Annotated in this window: 17 protein-coding genes; 7 read left to right on the forward strand and 10 right to left on the reverse strand. The window is 72.1% G+C overall.

Features of this window, described 5'->3' with window-relative positions:
• Positions 1–5: 5 nt before the first annotated feature.
• Entirely contained in the window at positions 6–809 is an 804-nt protein-coding gene (locus tag Aru02nite_RS02930; RefSeq protein WP_203654681.1) for an ABC transporter permease, read from the reverse strand.
• A 591-nt stretch (positions 810–1,400) separates the two neighbouring features.
• Between Aru02nite_RS02930 and lipB the strand changes: the two genes are divergently transcribed.
• Positions 1,401–2,051, forward strand: coding sequence for a lipoyl(octanoyl) transferase LipB (gene lipB, locus Aru02nite_RS02935; protein WP_203654883.1), 651 nt, complete (start codon positions 1,401–1,403; stop codon positions 2,049–2,051).
• Between the two features lie 191 nt (positions 2,052–2,242).
• On the opposite strand, the gene aspS is transcribed toward lipB, so the two are convergent.
• Positions 2,243–3,541 (reverse strand): aspartate--tRNA(Asn) ligase, encoded by a 1,299-nt coding sequence (gene aspS / locus Aru02nite_RS02940; protein ID WP_203654682.1) that lies wholly within the window; start codon positions 3,539–3,541, stop codon positions 2,243–2,245.
• A gap of 489 nt (positions 3,542–4,030) precedes the next feature.
• On the opposite strand from aspS, the gene Aru02nite_RS02945 reads away from it, so the two are divergent.
• Positions 4,031–4,915: a hypothetical protein gene (locus Aru02nite_RS02945; RefSeq protein WP_203654684.1), complete on the forward strand. Its 885-nt coding sequence runs from the start codon at positions 4,031–4,033 to the stop codon at positions 4,913–4,915.
• A 114-nt stretch (positions 4,916–5,029) separates the two neighbouring features.
• On the forward strand, positions 5,030–5,992 hold the full coding sequence (gene lipA / locus Aru02nite_RS02950) for a lipoyl synthase (protein WP_239076346.1): 963 nt from the start codon (positions 5,030–5,032) through the stop codon (positions 5,990–5,992).
• A gap of 51 nt (positions 5,993–6,043) precedes the next feature.
• Here lipA and Aru02nite_RS02955 read toward each other — a convergent pair whose 3' ends face one another.
• Positions 6,044–6,661, reverse strand: a complete 618-nt coding sequence (locus tag Aru02nite_RS02955) for a hypothetical protein (RefSeq protein ID WP_203654686.1) — start codon at positions 6,659–6,661, stop codon at positions 6,044–6,046.
• Between the two features lie 106 nt (positions 6,662–6,767).
• Here Aru02nite_RS02955 and Aru02nite_RS02960 point away from each other — a divergent pair, with 106 nt between their 5' ends.
• A complete protein-coding gene (locus tag Aru02nite_RS02960; protein WP_203654687.1) occupies positions 6,768–7,463 on the forward strand; it encodes a DUF4191 domain-containing protein in 696 nt (231 codons plus the stop codon).
• A 318-nt stretch (positions 7,464–7,781) separates the two neighbouring features.
• On the opposite strand, the gene Aru02nite_RS02965 is transcribed toward Aru02nite_RS02960, so the two are convergent.
• Entirely contained in the window at positions 7,782–8,222 is a 441-nt protein-coding gene (locus Aru02nite_RS02965) for an RDD family protein (protein ID WP_203654688.1), read from the reverse strand.
• A gap of 208 nt (positions 8,223–8,430) precedes the next feature.
• Here Aru02nite_RS02965 and glnA point away from each other — a divergent pair, with 208 nt between their 5' ends.
• Positions 8,431–9,855, forward strand: coding sequence for a type I glutamate--ammonia ligase (gene glnA, locus Aru02nite_RS02970; RefSeq protein ID WP_203654689.1), 1,425 nt, complete (start codon positions 8,431–8,433; stop codon positions 9,853–9,855).
• Positions 9,856–10,152: 297 nt separating this feature from the next.
• On the opposite strand, the gene Aru02nite_RS02975 is transcribed toward glnA, so the two are convergent.
• The gene (locus tag Aru02nite_RS02975) at positions 10,153–10,821 is read right to left on the reverse strand and encodes an O-methyltransferase (RefSeq protein ID WP_203654690.1); all 669 of its coding nucleotides are present in this window, start codon (positions 10,819–10,821) and stop codon (positions 10,153–10,155) included.
• A gap of 277 nt (positions 10,822–11,098) precedes the next feature.
• Between Aru02nite_RS02975 and Aru02nite_RS02980 the strand changes: the two genes are divergently transcribed.
• On the forward strand, positions 11,099–11,557 hold the full coding sequence (locus Aru02nite_RS02980; RefSeq protein ID WP_203654691.1) for a MarR family winged helix-turn-helix transcriptional regulator: 459 nt from the start codon (positions 11,099–11,101) through the stop codon (positions 11,555–11,557).
• 4 nt (positions 11,558–11,561) lie between these two features.
• On the opposite strand, the gene Aru02nite_RS02985 is transcribed toward Aru02nite_RS02980, so the two are convergent.
• The 3 genes from Aru02nite_RS02985 to Aru02nite_RS02995 form a co-directional block, all read right to left on the reverse strand.
• Positions 11,562–11,843: a hypothetical protein gene (locus Aru02nite_RS02985; RefSeq protein ID WP_203654692.1), complete on the reverse strand. Its 282-nt coding sequence runs from the start codon at positions 11,841–11,843 to the stop codon at positions 11,562–11,564.
• A 1,284-nt stretch (positions 11,844–13,127) separates the two neighbouring features.
• Positions 13,128–13,925, reverse strand: a complete 798-nt coding sequence (locus Aru02nite_RS02990) for a family 1 encapsulin nanocompartment shell protein (RefSeq protein ID WP_203654693.1) — start codon at positions 13,923–13,925, stop codon at positions 13,128–13,130.
• On the reverse strand, positions 13,906–14,946 hold the full coding sequence (locus Aru02nite_RS02995; protein ID WP_203654694.1) for a Dyp-type peroxidase: 1,041 nt from the start codon (positions 14,944–14,946) through the stop codon (positions 13,906–13,908). The genes Aru02nite_RS02990 and Aru02nite_RS02995 overlap by 20 nt, the downstream gene beginning before the upstream one ends.
• Before the next feature lie 141 nt (positions 14,947–15,087).
• Here Aru02nite_RS02995 and Aru02nite_RS37105 point away from each other — a divergent pair, with 141 nt between their 5' ends.
• The gene (locus tag Aru02nite_RS37105) at positions 15,088–15,219 is read left to right on the forward strand and encodes a hypothetical protein (RefSeq protein WP_275408569.1); all 132 of its coding nucleotides are present in this window, start codon (positions 15,088–15,090) and stop codon (positions 15,217–15,219) included.
• A gap of 164 nt (positions 15,220–15,383) precedes the next feature.
• On the opposite strand, the gene Aru02nite_RS03000 is transcribed toward Aru02nite_RS37105, so the two are convergent.
• Both Aru02nite_RS03000 and Aru02nite_RS03005 read right to left on the reverse strand, forming a co-directional pair.
• Complete coding sequence (locus Aru02nite_RS03000; protein ID WP_203654695.1) at positions 15,384–15,983, reverse strand: Rv1733c family protein; 600 nt, start codon at positions 15,981–15,983, stop codon at positions 15,384–15,386.
• A 114-nt stretch (positions 15,984–16,097) separates the two neighbouring features.
• On the reverse strand, positions 16,098–17,981 hold the full coding sequence (locus Aru02nite_RS03005; RefSeq protein ID WP_203654696.1) for an acyltransferase family protein: 1,884 nt from the start codon (positions 17,979–17,981) through the stop codon (positions 16,098–16,100).
• Positions 17,982–18,048 lie beyond the last annotated feature (67 nt).

Consider the following 18,048-nt stretch of genomic DNA (forward strand, 5'->3'; position numbering starts at 1 on the left):
GCGTCTCACAGCTCCTTGAGCACGGCCGACTCGGTCTTACGGAACACCCAGAGACCGATGATGAAGATGATGACACTTCCGGCAGCCGACGCCAGGATCACCGTGGGCTTGGGGAACAGCTGCGGGATCCACATGCCGTGCTGGATGTCGATGATCCCGACCATCGGGTTGAGCTGGTAGAGATCCTTGAACCAGTGCGGCAGGCCAGAGTCCATCACCCGGCTCAGCGGGTAGATGATCGGCGCGGTGTACATGAGGACCCGGACGATCAGCCGGGTCATCCGCTCCACGTCGCGGAACAGCACGTTCAGCGGGGACAGGATCAGCGCGATCCCGACCAGCAGGACGCCCTGGATGACCATGCTCAACGGCAGCGCCAACAGCCGCCACGTGAACGTGCCGTGGAACAGGATCGCGAACAGCACCACGATCGGCAGCCCCGCCAGGTACTCCACGGCCCGCGCGAGCACCTTCGCCACCGGGAAGATCTGCCGGCGTACCCGCATCGTGGTGATCAGGCGGGCCTGCGAGGTCAGCGCGTGCGCCGACTCGGTGATGCCGGCGCTGATCCACATCCACGAGAAGATGCCGGACACGATGAACAGCGGGTAGCCGGCGCCGTACAGCTCGGTCTTGGTGTGGTAGAGCACGCCGAAGATGAACCAGTAGATCAACGCCTGCACCAGCGGGTCGATCAGCGACCACAGGTAGCCGAGCACGGACGACTGGTACTTGACCGCGAGGTCGCGTCGCACCAGCATCCACATGACGCTCTTCTGGCGCCACAGCGCACCGACTTCGACCGTCAAGAGTTCCTCCGATTGGTGCTCACCCGCCGTGCGACGACCGCGACGATCGACCACGGTATGCGGTGTCCCGCAACGAGAGCGACGCAAGGTACCACCGCGGAGCCCGAGATGTTCGAGAATCGTATAGCGTCCCCGGGTCGGGCCCCCCGGCAGCACTGCGTGCGCCGTGAAGTGTTCAACAGCCGGACCAAGATCATTCAACCTCGGCGGGGCGCCACCGAAGGCCGGCCGACCGCGAACGCGCGTCACGTTAGCGGGCGTACCCGGGGCTCCGACACCCGGCCCGGTTCCTGTCCCGATGTCCGGCCCGGCCCGCCGTGCCCGACGTCCCGCCGCGCACCCGCCGTGCCCGCCCGCAGCATGCCCGCCCGCAGCGTGCCCGCACGCAGCGTGCCCGCCCGCAGCATGCCCGCCCGCAGCATGCCCGCCCGGACCACGATGCCCAAGGTTCCGCCGGACAACGCGCCCGGCCCGACCACGGGGCCCGACGTACCGCCCCACACACGCCCGGGCACCGTGGCCGACGTCTCGCCCACCAAGTACCGGGTGGGCGGCCGGAAAGCTAGGCTCGGTGGCGTGACCGACACCGCGCTGGGCGCCACCACCGATCGGCTGGAGATCGTCCGGGCCGGGCTCGTGGACTACGAGACGGCGTGGGCCGAACAGGTGCGCCGGCAGACCGCGCGCATCGAGGGCACCGGACCGGACACCCTGCTCCTGCTGGAACATCCGAGCGTGTACACGGCGGGCAAGCGCACCGAGCCGCTCGACCGGCCGACCGACGGTACCCCTGTCGTCGACGTCGACCGCGGCGGCAAGATCACCTGGCACGGCCCGGGACAGCTCGTCGGCTACCCGATCATCAAGCTCGCCGACCCGGTCGACGTCATCGCGTACGTGAACCGCGTCGAGGACCTCGTCATGGCCGTCTGCGCCGAACTGGGCGTCGAGACCACCCGCATCACGCACCGCAAGGACATGCGCGGTGGCGTCTGGGTGCTCGCCGACGACCGCGGCCCCACCCGTAAGATCGCCGCGCTCGGCATCCGCGTCTCCCGCGGCGTCACCGAGCACGGCTTCGCGCTCAACTGCAACCCCGACCTCACCGCGTACGACCGGATCGTGCCCTGCGGCATCCGCGACGCCGGCACCACCTCGCTCAGCCGGGAACTCGGCCGCGACGTCACCGTCGCCGAAGTACTCCCCCTCGTGGAGGCCCGCGTCTCCCTCCTCTACCCCTGACCGCGCGCCGCGCCGATGGCGCTGGCGTTCACGAATCGGTTGTGGTGTAAGGGTCTCCCGGTGGGGACGTGCGCGAGCCGAGCCCCGTTCGTTCGCTCGCACGCGGAGCCGAGGCGCCGTGTCCTGTCAGCACACGAGTCTCGGATCCGCGCCGCGAGCGGACGAACGGGGCCGGCGCAGCGTCCCGACCCTCAGGGCGTGAGTCGGTGGAGGTCGCGGGGGAAGAGGGTGACCTCGCGGACGTTGGCGGCGCCGGTGAGGCGGGCGACGAAGCGTTCGAGTCCGATGGCGAAGCCGCCGTGGGGCGGCATTCCGTGCCGGAAGAACTCCAGGTACGACGCGTACGGTGCGATGTCCTCGCCGCGGGCGGTGATGGCGTCGACGTAGTCGGCGTACCGGTGGAGGCGTTGGGCGCCGCTGATGAGTTCGAGGCCGCGGAAGAGCAGGTCGAAGCCGCGGGAGTAGCCGGGGCGGTCGGGGTCGGGGTGGGTGTAGAAGGCGCGTTTGGCGGTGGGGTAGCCCTCGACGACGAGCCATTCGGAGCCGTGTTCGCGTTCGGCCCAGGCGGACAGCCAGCGTTCGTGGGCGGGGGCGAGGTCCTGTTCGCCGGTGAGGTCCTCGCCGGTGGCGCGGCCGACGAGGTCGAGCGCGTCGGCGAAGTGCACGGTGGGCAGTTCGGCCGGTACGTCGGGGAGGGTGAGGTCGGCGGCGGCGAGTGCGGCGCCGGCCCGGTCGGCCATGGTGCCGATCATGCCGGCGAACACCTCGCGGATGACGCGGACGACGTCGCGGTGGTCCTGGACGAACCCGAGCTCGGCGTCGAGCGAGGTGTACTCGGCGAGGTGCCGTGCGGTGTCGTGCGGCTCGGCGCGGAACACCGGACCGACCTCGTACACGCGCTCGAAGACGCCGACCATGGCCTGCTTGTAGAACTGCGGGCTCTGCGCCAGGTACGCCTTCCGGCCGAAGTAGTCGACGCCGAAGACGTTCGCGCCGGACTCGGTCGCGTACCCGACGAGTTTCGGGGTGTGCACCTCGGTGAACCCGAGACCGTCCAATGTGGACCGGAAGCCGGCGACGCCGGCGGCGGCCAGCTCGAACGGGGCCCGCTGCCGGGCGTTGCGCAGCGCGAACGGCGCCGCGTCCAGCAGGGTCGGCAGGCCGGCCCGCAGTTCCGGCCGGTACACGTCGAACGGCAGCGGCTCGGCCGCACCGGACAGTACGGTCCAGGTCGGGTCGACGACCTCGACGCCGCCGGGCGCCGCCGGGTTCGCCACCGCCGTACCGGTGAGGTCCACGACGGTTTCCTCGGGCAGGTCGGCCAGGCTCTCGCGGGCCGCCTCGCCGACGACGACCTGGGCCAGTCCGGCCCGGTCCCGCAGGATCAGGAACGCGACCGACTTCAGCTGCCGGCGCCGGTGCACCCAGCCCGCCAGCCGTACCGTCGCGCCGACGTGTCCGGCCAGTTCGCTGGACAGGATCCGGTTCATCACAACACCTCCTCGGAGACTTCCGCTCCCCAGAGGTGTGGGCGACGGGGCAGTCGCGGTGCCACCACACCTTCGCCACCGTGTCGGTGGCCTCGCGCGTCGCCGGTACGCGGAGCGCTGCCGGATGGTCACCACCCGGCGTCGCGGCTCCGTGCGCCGATGACGCTGGCCCGGTCACGGGGGCCGGCCGGCGGGGCTTGGGGCGCGGGTGCGCCGTTCTTCCCCGCGGCTCGGGAGGGTCTTCGCCCCTGGCCCGGAGTCCGCCTTCGCAGCTACCGGCGGCTCTCTCAACTCCGGGTGCCCACGGGTTACTCGGCTCCGTCGACGCCTTCGCCGGCAACGATAACCGGCCGCGCCGGCGTACCGGAAGCGGGTTTGCGGGTGTCGCCCGAGGTCGGCGCGGCGCACCGGTGACGCGACCCGGGCGGGCCGTGCGGTCGGCTGCTACCTTCGGCGAACGCATCGACGGGCATCGACGGGGGGACCATCGTGCGGCGGACCGGCCTGGCATTCGCGGCGGTACTGGTGATCGCGGCGGCCACCGCCTGCGGCCCGGGCGGGTCGGCGCCGGAGCCGGGTGACCGCAGCGGGTCGCCGACCGCCGCGCCGGACCGCATCAAGCAGTTCGACTTCGGCACCGCCGCGTGGAACCACCCGTTCCTCAACCCCGAGCTCCGTCCGGTACGACACGGCGCCGGCCCGACCGTCCGGCTGCGCGGCGGCAAGGGCACCGGCAAGACCTCCGACGGCGCGCCGGTCGCCTGCCACCTCGTCGGCTCCCCCGTGTACGGCGACATCGGCGACGGCACGCTCGCCGCCGCGGTGGCGCTGTCCTGCGCGGCCGGCAACGGCGACGCCACCTCCTGGTACGTGTGGCGGTGGAGCGCGGCGTCGCACACCGCGGTGCAGTCCGACCAGCCGATCGCGCAGGACGCGCGGTGCGGCGACGCCGTCGACTCCGTGCGGTACGCGGGGCACGCGTTCGTGGTGGCCGCCCGCGAACTGGACGAGCACGCCGCCATGTCGTGCGCCGACGCCGGCCACGCCCGCCGGAAGACGACGTACGCGGTGGCGCTGCGGCACGGCTTTCTCGAACGGGTCCGCCCGGCGCCGGCCGCGCTGCGGAGCTGCCGCAACAACAGCCACCCCGAGGACGGCTCGCACGGCGCCACGCTGTACGCGACGCGCAGCTCCGGCTCGGACGTCGTCTACCGCACCACCGGCCGGGTACGGGTCCTCAGCGTCGGCGGCACCGACTACTACGAGGACGACGCCGACCTGACCGGCAAGGCGGTCCACTGGCAGTTCGTCCGGGTCGAGGGGACGGCGGACAACACCGTGCACTGCGGGTACCGGATGGTGCCGGGTGCTTGATCGCGCGGCGAAGCGGACAGGAACCCGCACAGCCGTGAGAGACCTCACGTAACGTGCGGTGAGTGACGTCACGGACGCCGGTGCGGAGGCAAGCGCGGAGTTAGGCTGGCCGGCGTGACCGTGGTTCAGCCAGAGGGCCGACGACTTCTGCGCATCGAGGCCCGCAACGCCGAGACCCCCATCGAGCGCAAGCCGCCGTGGATCAAGGTGCGCGCCAAGATGGGCCCCGAGTACACGGAGCTCAAGGGGCTCGTGAAGCGCGAGGGCCTGCACACCGTGTGCGAGGAGGCCGGCTGTCCCAACATCTACGAGTGTTGGGAGGACCGCGAGGCCACCTTCCTCATCGGCGGCGACCAGTGCACCCGGCGGTGCGACTTCTGCCAGATCGACACCGGCCGGCCGGCCGAGTTCGACGCCGACGAGCCGCGCCGGGTCGCCGACTCGGTCGCGACCATGGGCCTGAAGTACGCGACGATCACCGGGGTGGCGCGCGACGACCTGCCCGACGGCGGCGCCTGGCTGTACGCGGAGACCGTGCGGCAGATCCACAAGCACGTGCCCGGCTGCGGCGTCGAGCTGCTGATCCCCGACTTCAACGCGAAGCCCGACCAGCTCGCCGAGGTGTTCTCGTCCCGGCCGGAGGTGCTCGCGCACAACGTCGAGACGGTGCCGCGCATCTTCAAGCGCATCCGACCCGGCTTCCGGTACGAGCGGTCGCTGGAGGTCATCACCGCCGCCCGCGCCGACGGCCTGGTCACCAAGTCGAACCTGATCCTCGGCATGGGCGAGGAGTACGACGAGGTCGTCGAGTCCATGCGCGACCTGTACGAGGCGGGCACCGAGTTGCTGACGATCACGCAGTACCTGCGGCCGTCGGTGCGGCACCACCCGATCGACCGGTGGGTGAAGCCGGAGGAGTTCGTGGCGCTGCGCGAGGAGGCCGAGCGGATCGGGTTCGCCGGTGTGCTCGCCGGGCCGCTCGTCCGCTCGTCGTACCGCGCGGGGCGGCTGTACCGGCAGGCGAAGAGCGCCCGCGGCGAGGCCCTGCCGCACGACCTCGCGGTCCAGTCGGTCTGAGCCGCCGCCGCTCCCGTACCGGGAGGCACGCCCCTCCCGGTACGGGAGCGGTCAGGGACGCATGACGTACCGCGGGCCGACGAAGCAGCCGATCGCGCAGAGCAGGTAGCCGAGGGCGGCCAGGTCGAAGCCCGCGATCATCGTGTCCGGCACGGACGACAGGGCGAGACGGACCACCACGACGTGCGCGGCGACCGGGACGAGCAGCAGCAGCCCGGAGACGAGGCGCAGCGCCAGCCCGCGCAGGAACGCGAAGCCGACGAACCAGCCGAGCAGTACCACGCCGACGATGATCGACACGCCGATCGACGCCTTGGGCAGCCCGTACCCCTGGTAGCTGGCGAGGCCGCCGGCGGCCAGCTCGACGACCGCGCCGACCAGCACACCGAGTACGCCGAGGATCGTGTAGAAGATCCGGAAGACCACCGAGTCGAGCGTGCCGGCGAACGCCAGCAGCGCCGACGGCACCAGTACGACCAGCTCGTTCAGGACGACGACCCACACGCCCAGGTCGCGGACCGCGGCGCTGGACTCCGCGAACTTCCCGGTGCCGAAGAACGGCATGGCCAGGCCGCCGACCACGACCAGCAGCAGACCGACGATCGGCAGCGCCACGCTGCCGCGCGCCTCCGGCCGGCGACGCAGCAGGACGGGCGGCGCAGCGTACATCGGCGGGCCGTACATGAGGTGCTCCGTTCCTCGGTGAACTGGCCCGCAGCGTAGTGGTCAGGTGCCAGGACACGCGCCCGCCGTACCGATCGATAGACTTCGGACCATGGCCAAGGCTGAGCCGGAGAAGGCGTCCTTCCTCGAACGTCTGAAGCAGATCCGTACCGCGTTCGTGTTCACCGCCAAGCGGGACACCAAGTTCATCCCGTTGGTGGCGCTCGCCGTCGTGGTGCCCCTGGTGGCGGGAATCGTCGCGTTCGTCCTGGTCGGCTCCTGGGTCTGGATCCCCGTCGGCGTCGTCTTCGCGCTGCTGCTCGTGCTCGTCGTGATGAACCTCCGGGCCAACACCGCGATGCTCAACGAGGCGGAGGGCAAGCCCGGCGCCGCCGCCGCGATCCTGCAGACCATGCGCGGCGACTGGCGCGTGACCCCGGCCGTACAGGCCACCACGCAGGAGGACTTCGTCCACCGGGCCGTCTGCCGGGCCGGCGTCGTCCTCATCGGCGAGGGCAGCCCCAGCCGCCTGCGCAGCCTCCTCGGCCAGGAGAAGAAGCGCGCCTCCCGCGTCGTCGGCGAGACCCCGATCTACGACATCATCGTCGGCGACGACGACGGCCAGGTCAGCCTGCGCAAGCTGCGCAGCCACCTGCTCAAGCTGCCCCGCAACATCACCGCCAAGCAGGTCGGCGCCCTCGACACCCGGCTCAACGCCATCGGCTCCCGGCCGCCCATGCCGAAGGGCCCCGTCCCCTCGAACATGCGCCCGCCCAAGGGCGCCCGGCGCGCCATGCGCGGCCGGTAGGTTCTGGTCGCTGCGGCGGTCTCAGCTGCCCGCTGGACTGCGCCGGACCGGGACTTGTGTGCGTTCGCACACGGCGCCCCCGCCCGGCTTGCCAGCGAACACCCGAGACTCGCCTCGCTCGCGTCCCCACACATCACCGGTTCGACACGGCTTCGCTGCGCTCGTCTCAGGCGATGACCGCTTCGCTGCGCTCGCCTGGCCGGTTCGGCTTCGTTGCGCGGTACTCGGCTTCGCTGCGCTCGCTCGGGTGCGCGCGTTCCCGAGGCGTCCGGTGGAGTACGACGGCAGGGACGCGGCGCGGGAGTACCGGAGGGTGGGTCAGGCGTGGACCATGATCGAGCGGGCGGCGCGGTCGTGCCAGCCGCGGCCGCCGGGGCCCATGATCAGCGGCGGGACGACGAGGCAGAGCAGCAGGCCGCGCAGCAACGCCCGCGGTACGCCGATGACGCCGTCGCGGTCGACGGCGACGCAGCGGATGCGGGCAATGCGCATGCCGGGTGTCTGGCCCCAGATGCCGATGAAGATGCCGTACTCCAGGATCAGCACCGGGTACGCCCAGAAGCCGCGCATCGCGGTGGCCGCCAGGAACCCGGTGAGGGTGGCCGCGACACCACCGATGAGCAGGCACAGGATCCAGTCGAGGAACAGCGCCGCGAAGCGCTTCCCGTACGTCGCGGGCGTGCCGGGCTCGGTGCCCGTCGGCTCCTCGGCGCGCGTCGGGGTGCCGGATGTGGTGGTGGTACGGGACCGGTCGGCCATGGTCACCACTCTACGGCGTGTCGAAGATCGCTGTTCCGCTGCGGTACGGAACGGCTGCGCGCCGCGTAACACCGGCGAAACAATGGGGACACGGCCGAGCAACGGCCGGTGCTTAGCGTTCGCGCCGTACCCGTCGGGCTGACGCCTGGACCACGCGTTCGCGCCGTACCCGTCGGGCTGACGGCCCGGACCACGATGCGGAGGACAAGTGTTCGGCAACTCCGAGGAACTGTTGCGCTATCTCAGCGCCGAAGACGTGAAATTCGTCGATGTCCGGTTCTGCGACCTGCCCGGCGTGATGCAGCACTTCAACGTGCCGGTCGAGTCGTTCGACGAGGACGTCTTCACCAACGGCCTGGCGTTCGACGGGTCCTCGATCCGCGGCTTCCAGCAGATCCACGAGTCCGACATGCTGCTGCTGCCGGACCCGACCACCGCGTTCGTCGACCCGTTCCGGATCGAGAAGACGGTCGCGCTGAACTTCTTCATCCACGACCCGTTCACCCGCGAGCCGTACTCCCGCGACCCGCGCAACATCGCGCGCAAGGCCGAGACGTACCTGACGGCGAGCGGCATCGCCGACACCGCGTACTTCGGCGCCGAGGCCGAGTTCTACCTCTTCGACTCGATCCGGTACGACACGGCCACGCAGCACGGCTTCTACCACATCGACTCGATCGAGGGCGCCTGGAACACCGGCGCGGTCGAGGGCGGCGCCAACCTGGGCCACAAGATCGCCAACAAGGGCGGCTACTTCCCGGTCGCGCCGGTCGACCAGACCGCCGACCTGCGGGACGCGATCACCCGCAGGCTCATCGAGGCCGGGCTGGTCGTCGAGCGCGGCCACCACGAGGTCGGTACCGCCGGCCAGGCCGAGATCAACTACCGGTTCTCCACGCTGCTGCACTCCGGCGACCAGCTGCAGCTGTTCAAGTACATCGTGAAGAACACGGCGCACGCGGCGGGCAAGACGGCGACGTTCATGCCGAAGCCGCTGTTCGGCGACAACGGCTCCGGCATGCACACCCACCAGAGCCTGTGGTCCGGCGGCGACCCGCTGTTCTACGACGAGACCGGGTACGCCGGGCTGTCCGACACCGCCCGCTGGTACATCGGCGGTCTGCTGCACCACGCGCCGAGCCTGCTCGCGTTCACCAACCCGACGGTCAACTCGTACCGGCGGCTCGTGCCGGGCTTCGAGGCCCCCGTCAACCTCGTGTACTCGCAGCGCAACCGGTCCGCGTGCACCCGCATCCCGGTCACCGGCAACAACCCCAAGGCCAAGCGCGTCGAGTTCCGGGTGCCGGACCCGTCGTCCAACCCGTACCTGGCGTTCTCGGCGATGCTGATGGCCGGCCTCGACGGCGTACGCAGCAAGATCGAGCCGCCGGAGCCCGTCGACAAGGACCTGTACGAGCTGCCGCCGGAGGAGTTCGCCGGCGTCAAGCAGGTGCCGGGTTCGCTGCCCGAGGTACTCGACGCGCTGGAGGCCGACCACGAGTACCTGCTGGCGGGCGACGTGTTCACCCCGGACCTGATCGAAACCTGGGTGGACTACAAGCGCACCAACGAGGTCGACCCGATCCGCCTTCGCCCCACCCCGCACGAGTTCACCCTGTACTACGACGTCTGAGCCACCCCGAGTACGCCCCCGCCGTGCGTCACGGCGGGGGCGTTCCGCGTACGTGCCGCCGCTGGAGTGGCGGGGGCGGCGTTCGGGTCGGGGCGGGCCGGCGGTTCGTGTCGGCGCGGGCCGGCGGTTCGTACGGCCGCTCGGGCAGCTGCGCCTGTCGTCGCGGGCAGAGGGCGCGGAGCGGCGGTTCGTGTTGGCGCGAGACCGTCACGCGTTTCGGCGCGGGCAGGGGCGCGCGACCGCGGCGCCGCCGGCTGCGTGGCGTCGTCGGGTGCCGGTTGTGTCGGGGAAGCGGGGCTAGCCGGTGACGATGGCGAGAGCGAACCCGTCGTACCCCTTGGTGCCGACGGTCTGCACGGCGGTCGCGGACAGTCGCGGGTTCGCGGCGACCCGGGCGAGGAACTCGCGCACGCCTCGTACCCGGGGGTCGGCGTGGTTCGGCTCGACGACCTTGCCGTCGCGGATCACGTTGTCGGCGACGATGACCGTGCCCGGCCGGGACAGCCGCACCGACCAGTCCAGGTAGCCCGGGTAGTTGTCCTTGTCGGCGTCGATGAACACCAGGTCGAACGGCCCGGCGCCCTCCCCGACGAGCGCGGGCAACGTGTCCAGCGCGGCGCCGACGCGGACCTCGACCTTGTCGGCGAGCCCGGCACGGGCGATGTTCGCGCGCGCCACCTGTGCGTGCTTCGGCTCGTACTCCAGGGTCACGAGGCTGCCGTCGGCCGGCAGCGCCCGCCCCAGCCAGATCGTGCTGTACCCGCCGAGCGTGCCGATCTCCAGGATCCGCCGCGCCCCGCACATCCGGGCGAGCAGCTCCAGCATCCGCCCCTGGTTCGGCGCCACCGCGATCTCCGGCAGGCCGGCCTCCCGGCTGTCCACCAACGCCTGCTCCAGCGCCGGATCCGCCGGTACCAGCAGCTCACTCAGGTATCCGTCGACCGACTCCCACGTCTGTTCAGTCACCCGCCCAGCTTAGAGGTCCTAACAGAAAGGCGTCGGAAGGCTGGCGAGGCTCAGGGCGGGGCTGCCAAGGCGGAGGTGCAGTCGCATACCGGTGTTGTATGCGACTGTGCCGACAACGTCGGCAGCGTCGTCCTGAGTCCGCCAGGCGCCGACAGTCCTTTCTGTCAGGACCTCTTAGGCGCCCGACCCGCCGGGTACCGCCGAGTCGTGGTTCACCACGGCCGGGGTCCGCGCGCCGGTTTCGTTAGTGCGACTAACGCACTGGTACGCTGGGCGGATGGGCGACGTGCCGTACGAGGAACTGCCGGAACGGTTGCAGCGCATGCCGAGCCGGTTGCTCGCACAGACCGCCGCACAGGGCCAGCGCATCGTCGGCGAGGCGCTGAGCGCGCACGACGCCCGCACCCACCACTACGCGGTACTCGCCGCGCTCGCCGAGTTCGGCCCCGCGAGCCAGTCCGCGATCGCCGACCGTACCGGCATCTACCGCAGCGACCTCGTCGCCACCCTCAACGAACTCGCCGACCGCGACCTGACCCGGCGCGCCCCCGACCCCGACGACCGGCGGCGCAACGTCATCACCCTCACCCCCGCCGGGCGGCGCCACCTCCGCCGGCTCGACACCACACTCGGCCGCGCCCAGGACCGACTGCTCGCGCCGCTCGACGACCGCGAACGCGCCACCCTCACCGCACTGCTCACCCGCGTCCTCACCCACCACACCGCCACCGGCTGAGGCGTCAGACCGGGCAGCCGGACGGCAGGCGCAGCACGTACACGAGGATCGGGGCAGCCACGGCTGTAGCGGCGAGCATGGTGGCGGTCACCGCCGACAGGCCGTAGCGGACGAGCGCCCAGACCGCGAAGGCCACGAACAACAGCACGTCCACGCGGGACGCCAGGACGAAGGCGCCGTACGTGCCGTCGCCGATGTCGCAGCCCTCCAGTTCGGCACGGGCGAGCACGGCGAACACGATGCTCGCGACGAGATGTACGGCGGCGCCCGCGGTGGCCAGTCGCACCCGGACGCCGAGTACGTCCGCACCGGTTGCCGTCGACGCGGCTGCGCTCGATCCGGTTGCCATCGAGCCGGGTGCGGTCGGCCCGGTCGCCGTCGAGCCGATTGCCGTTGAGTCGGTTGCGGCCGACTCTGTTGCCGTCGAGCCGGTTGCGCCCGGGCCGGTTGCTGTCGAGCCGATCGCCGTCGGCCCGGGTGCGGCCGACTCTGTTGCCTTTGAGTCGCTTGCCGCCCAGCCGATTGCCGTCGGCCCAGTCGCGGCCGACTCTGTTGCCGTCGAGCCGGTTGCCGTCGAGGTGGTTGCGGCCGACTCGGCTCGGTCGGACCCGGTTCGGTGCGACCAAGCTCGGTCCGACGCGGCCCTGTCCGCAGCGGCGGCGTCCGAGGCGGGGACGCGCGTGCCAGCTCCGTTCGGGCGGCGTACACGCATGGCGCCTCCTTGGGGCGGGGATGCCGGCGGGAGCGTACGACGGGAGGCACCGTCAGCGCGTCGGGCGATCGGCCGCGATCGGCGCTGCGATGGGCATCGGGCGGTGGCGGACGGGACGTGCGCGGCAGCGAAAAGTGACGCGCCCGATTGTTCAATTGTGTCATTGTCCAACTGTTGAACAGTTGAACAAGATCGGATTGTTCAACAATGAGACAGTTGAACAATCTGCGTGACCCCAAGATCCACTTCGAGCGCCGACCCACCCCACACCAACGCACCGGACGCCCCGACCAGCGCCACGTCGCACCGCACATGGTCCGCCGGCAGGTCTCGATCTGGCGTACCGCGCGGCGGCGTCGACCGCGCCGGACCTTGCCGATCCCCGGGCCGGGTCTGGCTCTGTTGAGCCATTCCCCGCCCCTCGCCGAGTAGCGACGGGTGCGGGCCGGCCGTCGGCGCGGCGCCGGTCGCCGGGCCGTCGGGCTACGACGGCGCGGAGCGGACGCCCGCCGGCGCGGGTCGGTACGCGCCGGGCGCCGAGCCCGGCCGCGGCAACGCTGCTGGACAGCCCCGCCGCCGACCGCGACCGTTCCACCGCGGCCGAGCCGCCGCAGCGACGCTGCTGGACCGCGCCGCCGCCGACCGCGGCCGATCCGGCGTCGGGCGTTGGCACGAACCGGTCTGCCCGTACCCGACGCTGCTGGACGGCCCCGTCGCCGCCCGCGACTCGCCTGCCGCGGCCGACCCCGTGCACGCCGGCCTGCCCGTACTCGACGGTCCTGGCCGCGCCGTACGTCCGGCCGAGAGCCGCCGAGCTCGGCGCCGCGGGGCAACCGGCGCCGCGTACCTGGTGGACGGTCAGGGTGCGGTGAAGGCGACCGCCGCCTCCCCCGTGTACTGGAGGAACGTGAACGATTCCTGGAAGTACAGGGTGATGGTGTCGGGGTCGTGGCTGGTGTAGCCGATGGCGAGGTCCTGGCCGAGGTGCAGGTCGAAGTCGCCGCCGCGGGTGGTGAGCAGGAACGCGCCGGACAGTGCGGGCGCCCAGATGATGTCGCCGTCGATGACCCGGGTGAGGTGCTGCCGGATGGGGTAACCGTGGTCGGAGGTCTCGTTCACCGCCGTGTACGCGTCGGCCGACAGCAGCAGCGAGTACGGTCCGGCGACGCCGGCGAGCCGGAGCGCGCTGACGGCCCGGCTGACCGCGTTCGGGTAGTCGCGGACGTCGGCGGGCAGTTCGATGGACGGGTTGGTGGCGCCGCGGCGTACGCCGTCGATGCCGGCGGCCGGGTATCCCTCGAAGACGGCGCGGTCCTCGGCGAACGCCATCAGCCGCGCCGCGTCCTTGACGGGCTGCCAGTCGGCGTCCTGCGCGCCCCGTTCCACGTCGTCCACCTCGGTACGCGACACGGTGAACGGCACGCGCAGTTCCACCACCGGCCGCGCCCACCGCTGCCAGGCCAGTACGCCGTCGGGCGCGTCGATGGGTTGTCGGCGGCCGGTACCGACCGCGGCGAGTTCGGCGCCGGCCGGGCCCTGCACGTCGACCACCCGCCGGCCGGCGAGATGCTGCGTGAACGTACGCCGGGCCTCCTGTTCGAGGTCGGCCCAGGCGGCGTCGGACATCGGCGCCAGTTCACGGTGCAGGTTGTTCATCGCGTCCCCTCTTCATGTCGCCGATGCCGAGAGAGCCGTCGCCCACGGTGCCGACGAGGTCGCCGACGGGTGGGGCGCCGCCGGTCGCGGCCGTGCCGCGCGCGGGCGGGTCGTCGAGGAAGTCCTGGGTGGGTACGAAGAACAGCCCGCCGGTGACCGCCGTCGAGAAGTCGAGGATACGGTCCGTGTTGCCCGGCGGATCGCCCAGGAACATGTGTTCCAGCATCAGTTCGGTGACCCCGGGCGTCGCCGAGTACCCGATGAAGTAGGTGCCGAACTCGCCGCGCGACGGCGAGCCGAACGGCATGTTGTCCCGGAGGATCTGCCGCTCCGTACCGTCCGGGTCGGTGATGGTGTTGAGCGCGACGTGCGAGTCGGCCGGCTTGACGTCGTCCGGCAGTTCGACGTCGGCGAGCTTGGTACGGCCGATGACGCGCTCCTGCTCCTCGGTGGTCAGCCCGTTCCACGCGTCCAGATCGTGCAGGTACTTCTGCACGATGACGTAGCTGCCGCCGGCGAAGTCCGGGTCCTCAGGCCCCACCGTCACCGCCGCCGCGGCCTCGGTACCCGTCGGGTTCTCCGTACCGTCGACGAAGCCGAGCAGGTCGCGCTGGTCGAAGTACCGGAAGCCGTGCGTCTCGTCCTCGACGACCACGGCGTCACCGAGCCGGCTGAGCAGGAGCGCCGCCAGTTCGAAACACAGGTCGTACCGGCCGGCGCGGATGTGCAGCAGCACGTCGCCCGCGGTGGCCGGGGCCCTGTGCCGGGGCCCGGTGAGTACGCGGAAGGGGTGGAGGTCGGCGGGGCGCGGGCCACCGTACAGGCGGCCCCAGGCGGTGGAGCCGATCCCGGCGACGCAGCTGAGGTCCCCGTCCGCGGAACGGAACCCGACGGAGCGCCGTAACCCGGACAGGTCGGCCAACGCATCGCGTACGGTGTCCTCCGCCCCGGGCCGTACCGTCAGGGTCAGAAACAACGCCGCCCGGGTCAGTGGACCCAGGACCGGCTGCGGCACTCCCATGCCCGGCAGGATCGCACGGCCCGTCGGCGCGGCGTGGGAACTCGTGGAAACCGCGGGTGTCGCCCGTCGGGGCCGACTCGGGGCCGGTGTAGGTTGCACTGCGGCAACCGCGTCGCACACATGACGGATGGGGAGGTTCCGATGGGGGAAGAGGAGAAGTCGACGGGCCGGCACGCCGCACCCGACGACGCGCCGCGCGACCCGCGCATCGACATGTCGAAGGACCCGACGCCCGGCGTGCCGGACCACGCCGCGCCGGACGACGAGGACTGACATCCAGACCGGCGTACGCCGGGACGAAGGAAGCCGCGGCCCGGTCGCGGCTTTTTTCGTACCCGCCGGCCGCCGCGCGTGCTGCCCGTCGGTGACGCGTAGCGATACTCAGAGCGTGCGCTGAACACCTCTGCGCATCATCCGCGACGAGCCGCGTGCGGCGGTCAGCCGACGCGGTGGTTGCCGCGCGGGCCGAAGCGGCGCCATTCGCGCTCCCAGCCGGCGAAGCGGCGGCGGTCCAGGAGGAGCCGGAGCCCCGCGTACCCGAGGGCGATGGCCACGCCCGAGCCGAACAGGACGCCGAGCCCGGCGGCCACACCGGTCGACACCACCTGGAACGAGCCGGCCGGCGGGTCCACGACCCGGCCCGTACGGTTCACCCAGATGGGTACGGTCGCGCCGTGCCGGAGCCCGGACGTCGCGTCGATCCGGCCGGTACGCGGGCCGGTCGGGGTCTGCCAGCGCGCCGGTACGGGCAGCCGCGCCCCGTACCCGGCGGTGCCGTCGGCGCCGACGATCACCGGTACGTCGGCGAGAAGTACCGCGGTCGTCCGGTACGTCCCGGTACGGTGCGCCGCGGCCGATCTGGCGGCCAGGGCGGTCTCGTGCCGGCCGACGATCGCGCCGACCGGCATCACGATCAGCAGCAGGAGTACGGCGACGAGCGCGGCGAAGCCCTCGATCCGGTCGGACCGGCGCCGCAGCGGGTTGCCGCCGCGCCGGAGTCGGCACCGGAACCACCGGGCGATCCGCACCGCGCGCATACCGCGATGATCCGCCCGCGCGACGCGGGTGTCAGCGGTTCCGCGACCTTATCGGTCGTTCGGCCCAGCCGGCGTCGCGACGCCGGCTGGGGGGTGCCCGGCCGTACGGCGACCTCAACGGGCGTGGTTTGCGGGGACGAGTTCCTCGTCGTCGTCGGGGCCGGCGAGCGCGGCGGCCACGGTCCGGGCGTACAGGTTGGCGCCGCCGCCGGGCCGCGGGTGGATCCGGTCCGGCCACAGCAGGTTCTCGTGCTTGGCGGCGGCGTCGCGCCAGTCCACCAGGTACACGTTGTCGAACTCGGCGGCGACCTGTTCCAGGGTGCGGTTCACCTGGCCGCCCCACGGCCGGGTCGGCAGGTACACGTTGACGAGGAACAGCCGGCGGTGCGGCCCGAGCCGGCGTACGACGCCCTCCAGCAGCGAGCGCGGGAACGGCCCGTTCGTACCGAGGCCGAGCAGGACGACCGGTCGCAGCGTGCCGCGCCCGGCCATCCCCGAGAGGATGCCGGGCGCCGGCTGCATCGCCCGGCTGACCTTCGCGTCGATCGAGATGCCCGGCAGCCGGCGTTGCAGCGCGGGCGCCGCGGCGAGCATCACCGAGTCGCCGAGCGCGCTGATGTCGGTCCCCCGCGGTACCGGTGGGATGGGCGGCGCCGCGCTCGTACTGGGGGTCGGGCTGGGCGCGGCGCTGCTCGGTGCGGGCGTCGGGGCGGGCGGCGCGCCGGTCGCGACGCTGGCGGCGGCGAGCTGCGCGTCCAGTCCGGACGGCGGCGCGACGGGCGCGCGGACCAGCGCCACCGTGGCCGCGACGACGCACGCGACCGCGGCCGCGCCGCCGGCGAGCAGTGCCGCCCGCCGGGTCGTACGGCGGCGGTCGAGCGGCACCAGCCAGCCGCGGCGCAGCAGCCCCTGGTACCCGGCGCGCAGCACCGGCTGCTCCAGGTACCGGTAGGACCAGACGGTGAGGGTGAGCGCGACGCCGACCTCGACCAGGGCCACCGGTACGGTGCGCTTCGCGAGCTGGCTGCCGATCACGAGGATCGGCCAGTGCCACAGGTACAGCCCGTACGAGCGGGCGCCGAGCCAGCGCACTGGTGCGCGGGACAGCAGCCAGCCGACCCCCGAACGGCCTGCGCCGGCGCCGAGGATCAGCAGCGCGGTGGCGGCGGACACGACCGCGATGCCGCCCCGGTACGCGCCCGGCCCGTACTCGCTCAGCCGCCACAGGCCGACCCCGACCACACCGATGCCGACGACCGCGGCGACGTTGCGCCCGACCGTACGCAGGCGTGAGGTTCCGGCGGCGCCCGACCACAGCACCGCGAGGACCGCGCCGATGAGCAGGCCGGCGCAGTGCGTGTCGGTGCCGAAGTACACGCGGGACGGGTCGCCGCCGGTGGTGAACCGCGCGGACATCACCACCATCGAGGCCACCGCGCCGAGCGCGGCGAGCAGCGCCAGCCGGTTGCGGCCGCGGCGCAGCACGAGTACCACGACGAGCGGCCAGAGCAGGTAGAACTGCTCCTCGACGGCCAGCGACCACAGGTGTTGCAGGACCGACGGCGCGGCGAAGCGCGCGAAGTACGAGTGGTGCTCGGCGATCTGCACCCAGTTGCTGGTGAACGTCAACGCCCCCAACACCTCGGTACGCAGCGAGCGCAGTTGCGCGCGGCTCGCCCAGGCGACCGCCAGTACGGTCACGAGCAGCACGGGGACGAGCGGCGGCAGGATCCGGCGGGCCCGGCGTACCCAGAAGTGGCGGAGGTTGCCGCGCTCGGCGAGCAGCAGCCGGGTGATCAGGTACCCGCTGACGACGAAGAAGACGTCGACGCCGAGGTAGCCGCCGGGCAGCAGCCGCGGGTTGACGTGGTAGATCAGGACGGCGGTGACGGCCAGCGCGCGCAGGCCGTCCACCCCGGGCAGGCGCACCGGACGCGACGGCGGGCGCGGCTCCCGCGCCTCGACCGAGTCGGTGTGTACCTGGGTCGCGTTCGCCATTCATCACCCCCGTGACGAGCACGCGATGCATCCCCGACGTCACGACGGGTGATGCCACGAGCGGCCC

It is taken from the genome of Actinocatenispora rupis, assembly GCF_016861975.1.
GTDB classification, from domain to species: Bacteria; Actinomycetota; Actinomycetes; order Mycobacteriales; family Micromonosporaceae; genus Actinocatenispora; species Actinocatenispora rupis.

Excerpts from the sequence above, each read along its gene's own strand:
- aspS (WP_203654682.1), bottom strand. The coding sequence starts at position 3,541 with ATGAACCGGATCCTGTCCAGCGAACTGGCCGGACACGTCGGCGCGACG.
- Aru02nite_RS02955 (WP_203654686.1), bottom strand. The coding sequence starts at position 6,661 with ATGTACGCTGCGCCGCCCGTCCTGCTGCGTCGCCGGCCGGAGGCGCGC.
- Aru02nite_RS02960 (WP_203654687.1), top strand. The coding sequence starts at position 6,768 with ATGGCCAAGGCTGAGCCGGAGAAGGCGTCCTTCCTCGAACGTCTGAAG.
- Aru02nite_RS02965 (WP_203654688.1), bottom strand. The coding sequence starts at position 8,222 with ATGGCCGACCGGTCCCGTACCACCACCACATCCGGCACCCCGACGCGC.
- Aru02nite_RS02980 (WP_203654691.1), top strand. The coding sequence starts at position 11,099 with ATGGGCGACGTGCCGTACGAGGAACTGCCGGAACGGTTGCAGCGCATG.
- Aru02nite_RS02990 (WP_203654693.1), bottom strand. The coding sequence starts at position 13,925 with ATGAACAACCTGCACCGTGAACTGGCGCCGATGTCCGACGCCGCCTGG.
- Aru02nite_RS02995 (WP_203654694.1), bottom strand. The coding sequence starts at position 14,946 with ATGGGAGTGCCGCAGCCGGTCCTGGGTCCACTGACCCGGGCGGCGTTG.
- Aru02nite_RS37105 (WP_275408569.1), top strand. The coding sequence starts at position 15,088 with ATGGGGGAAGAGGAGAAGTCGACGGGCCGGCACGCCGCACCCGACGAC.
- Aru02nite_RS03000 (WP_203654695.1), bottom strand. The coding sequence starts at position 15,983 with ATGCGCGCGGTGCGGATCGCCCGGTGGTTCCGGTGCCGACTCCGGCGC.
- Aru02nite_RS03005 (WP_203654696.1), bottom strand. The coding sequence starts at position 17,981 with ATGGCGAACGCGACCCAGGTACACACCGACTCGGTCGAGGCGCGGGAG.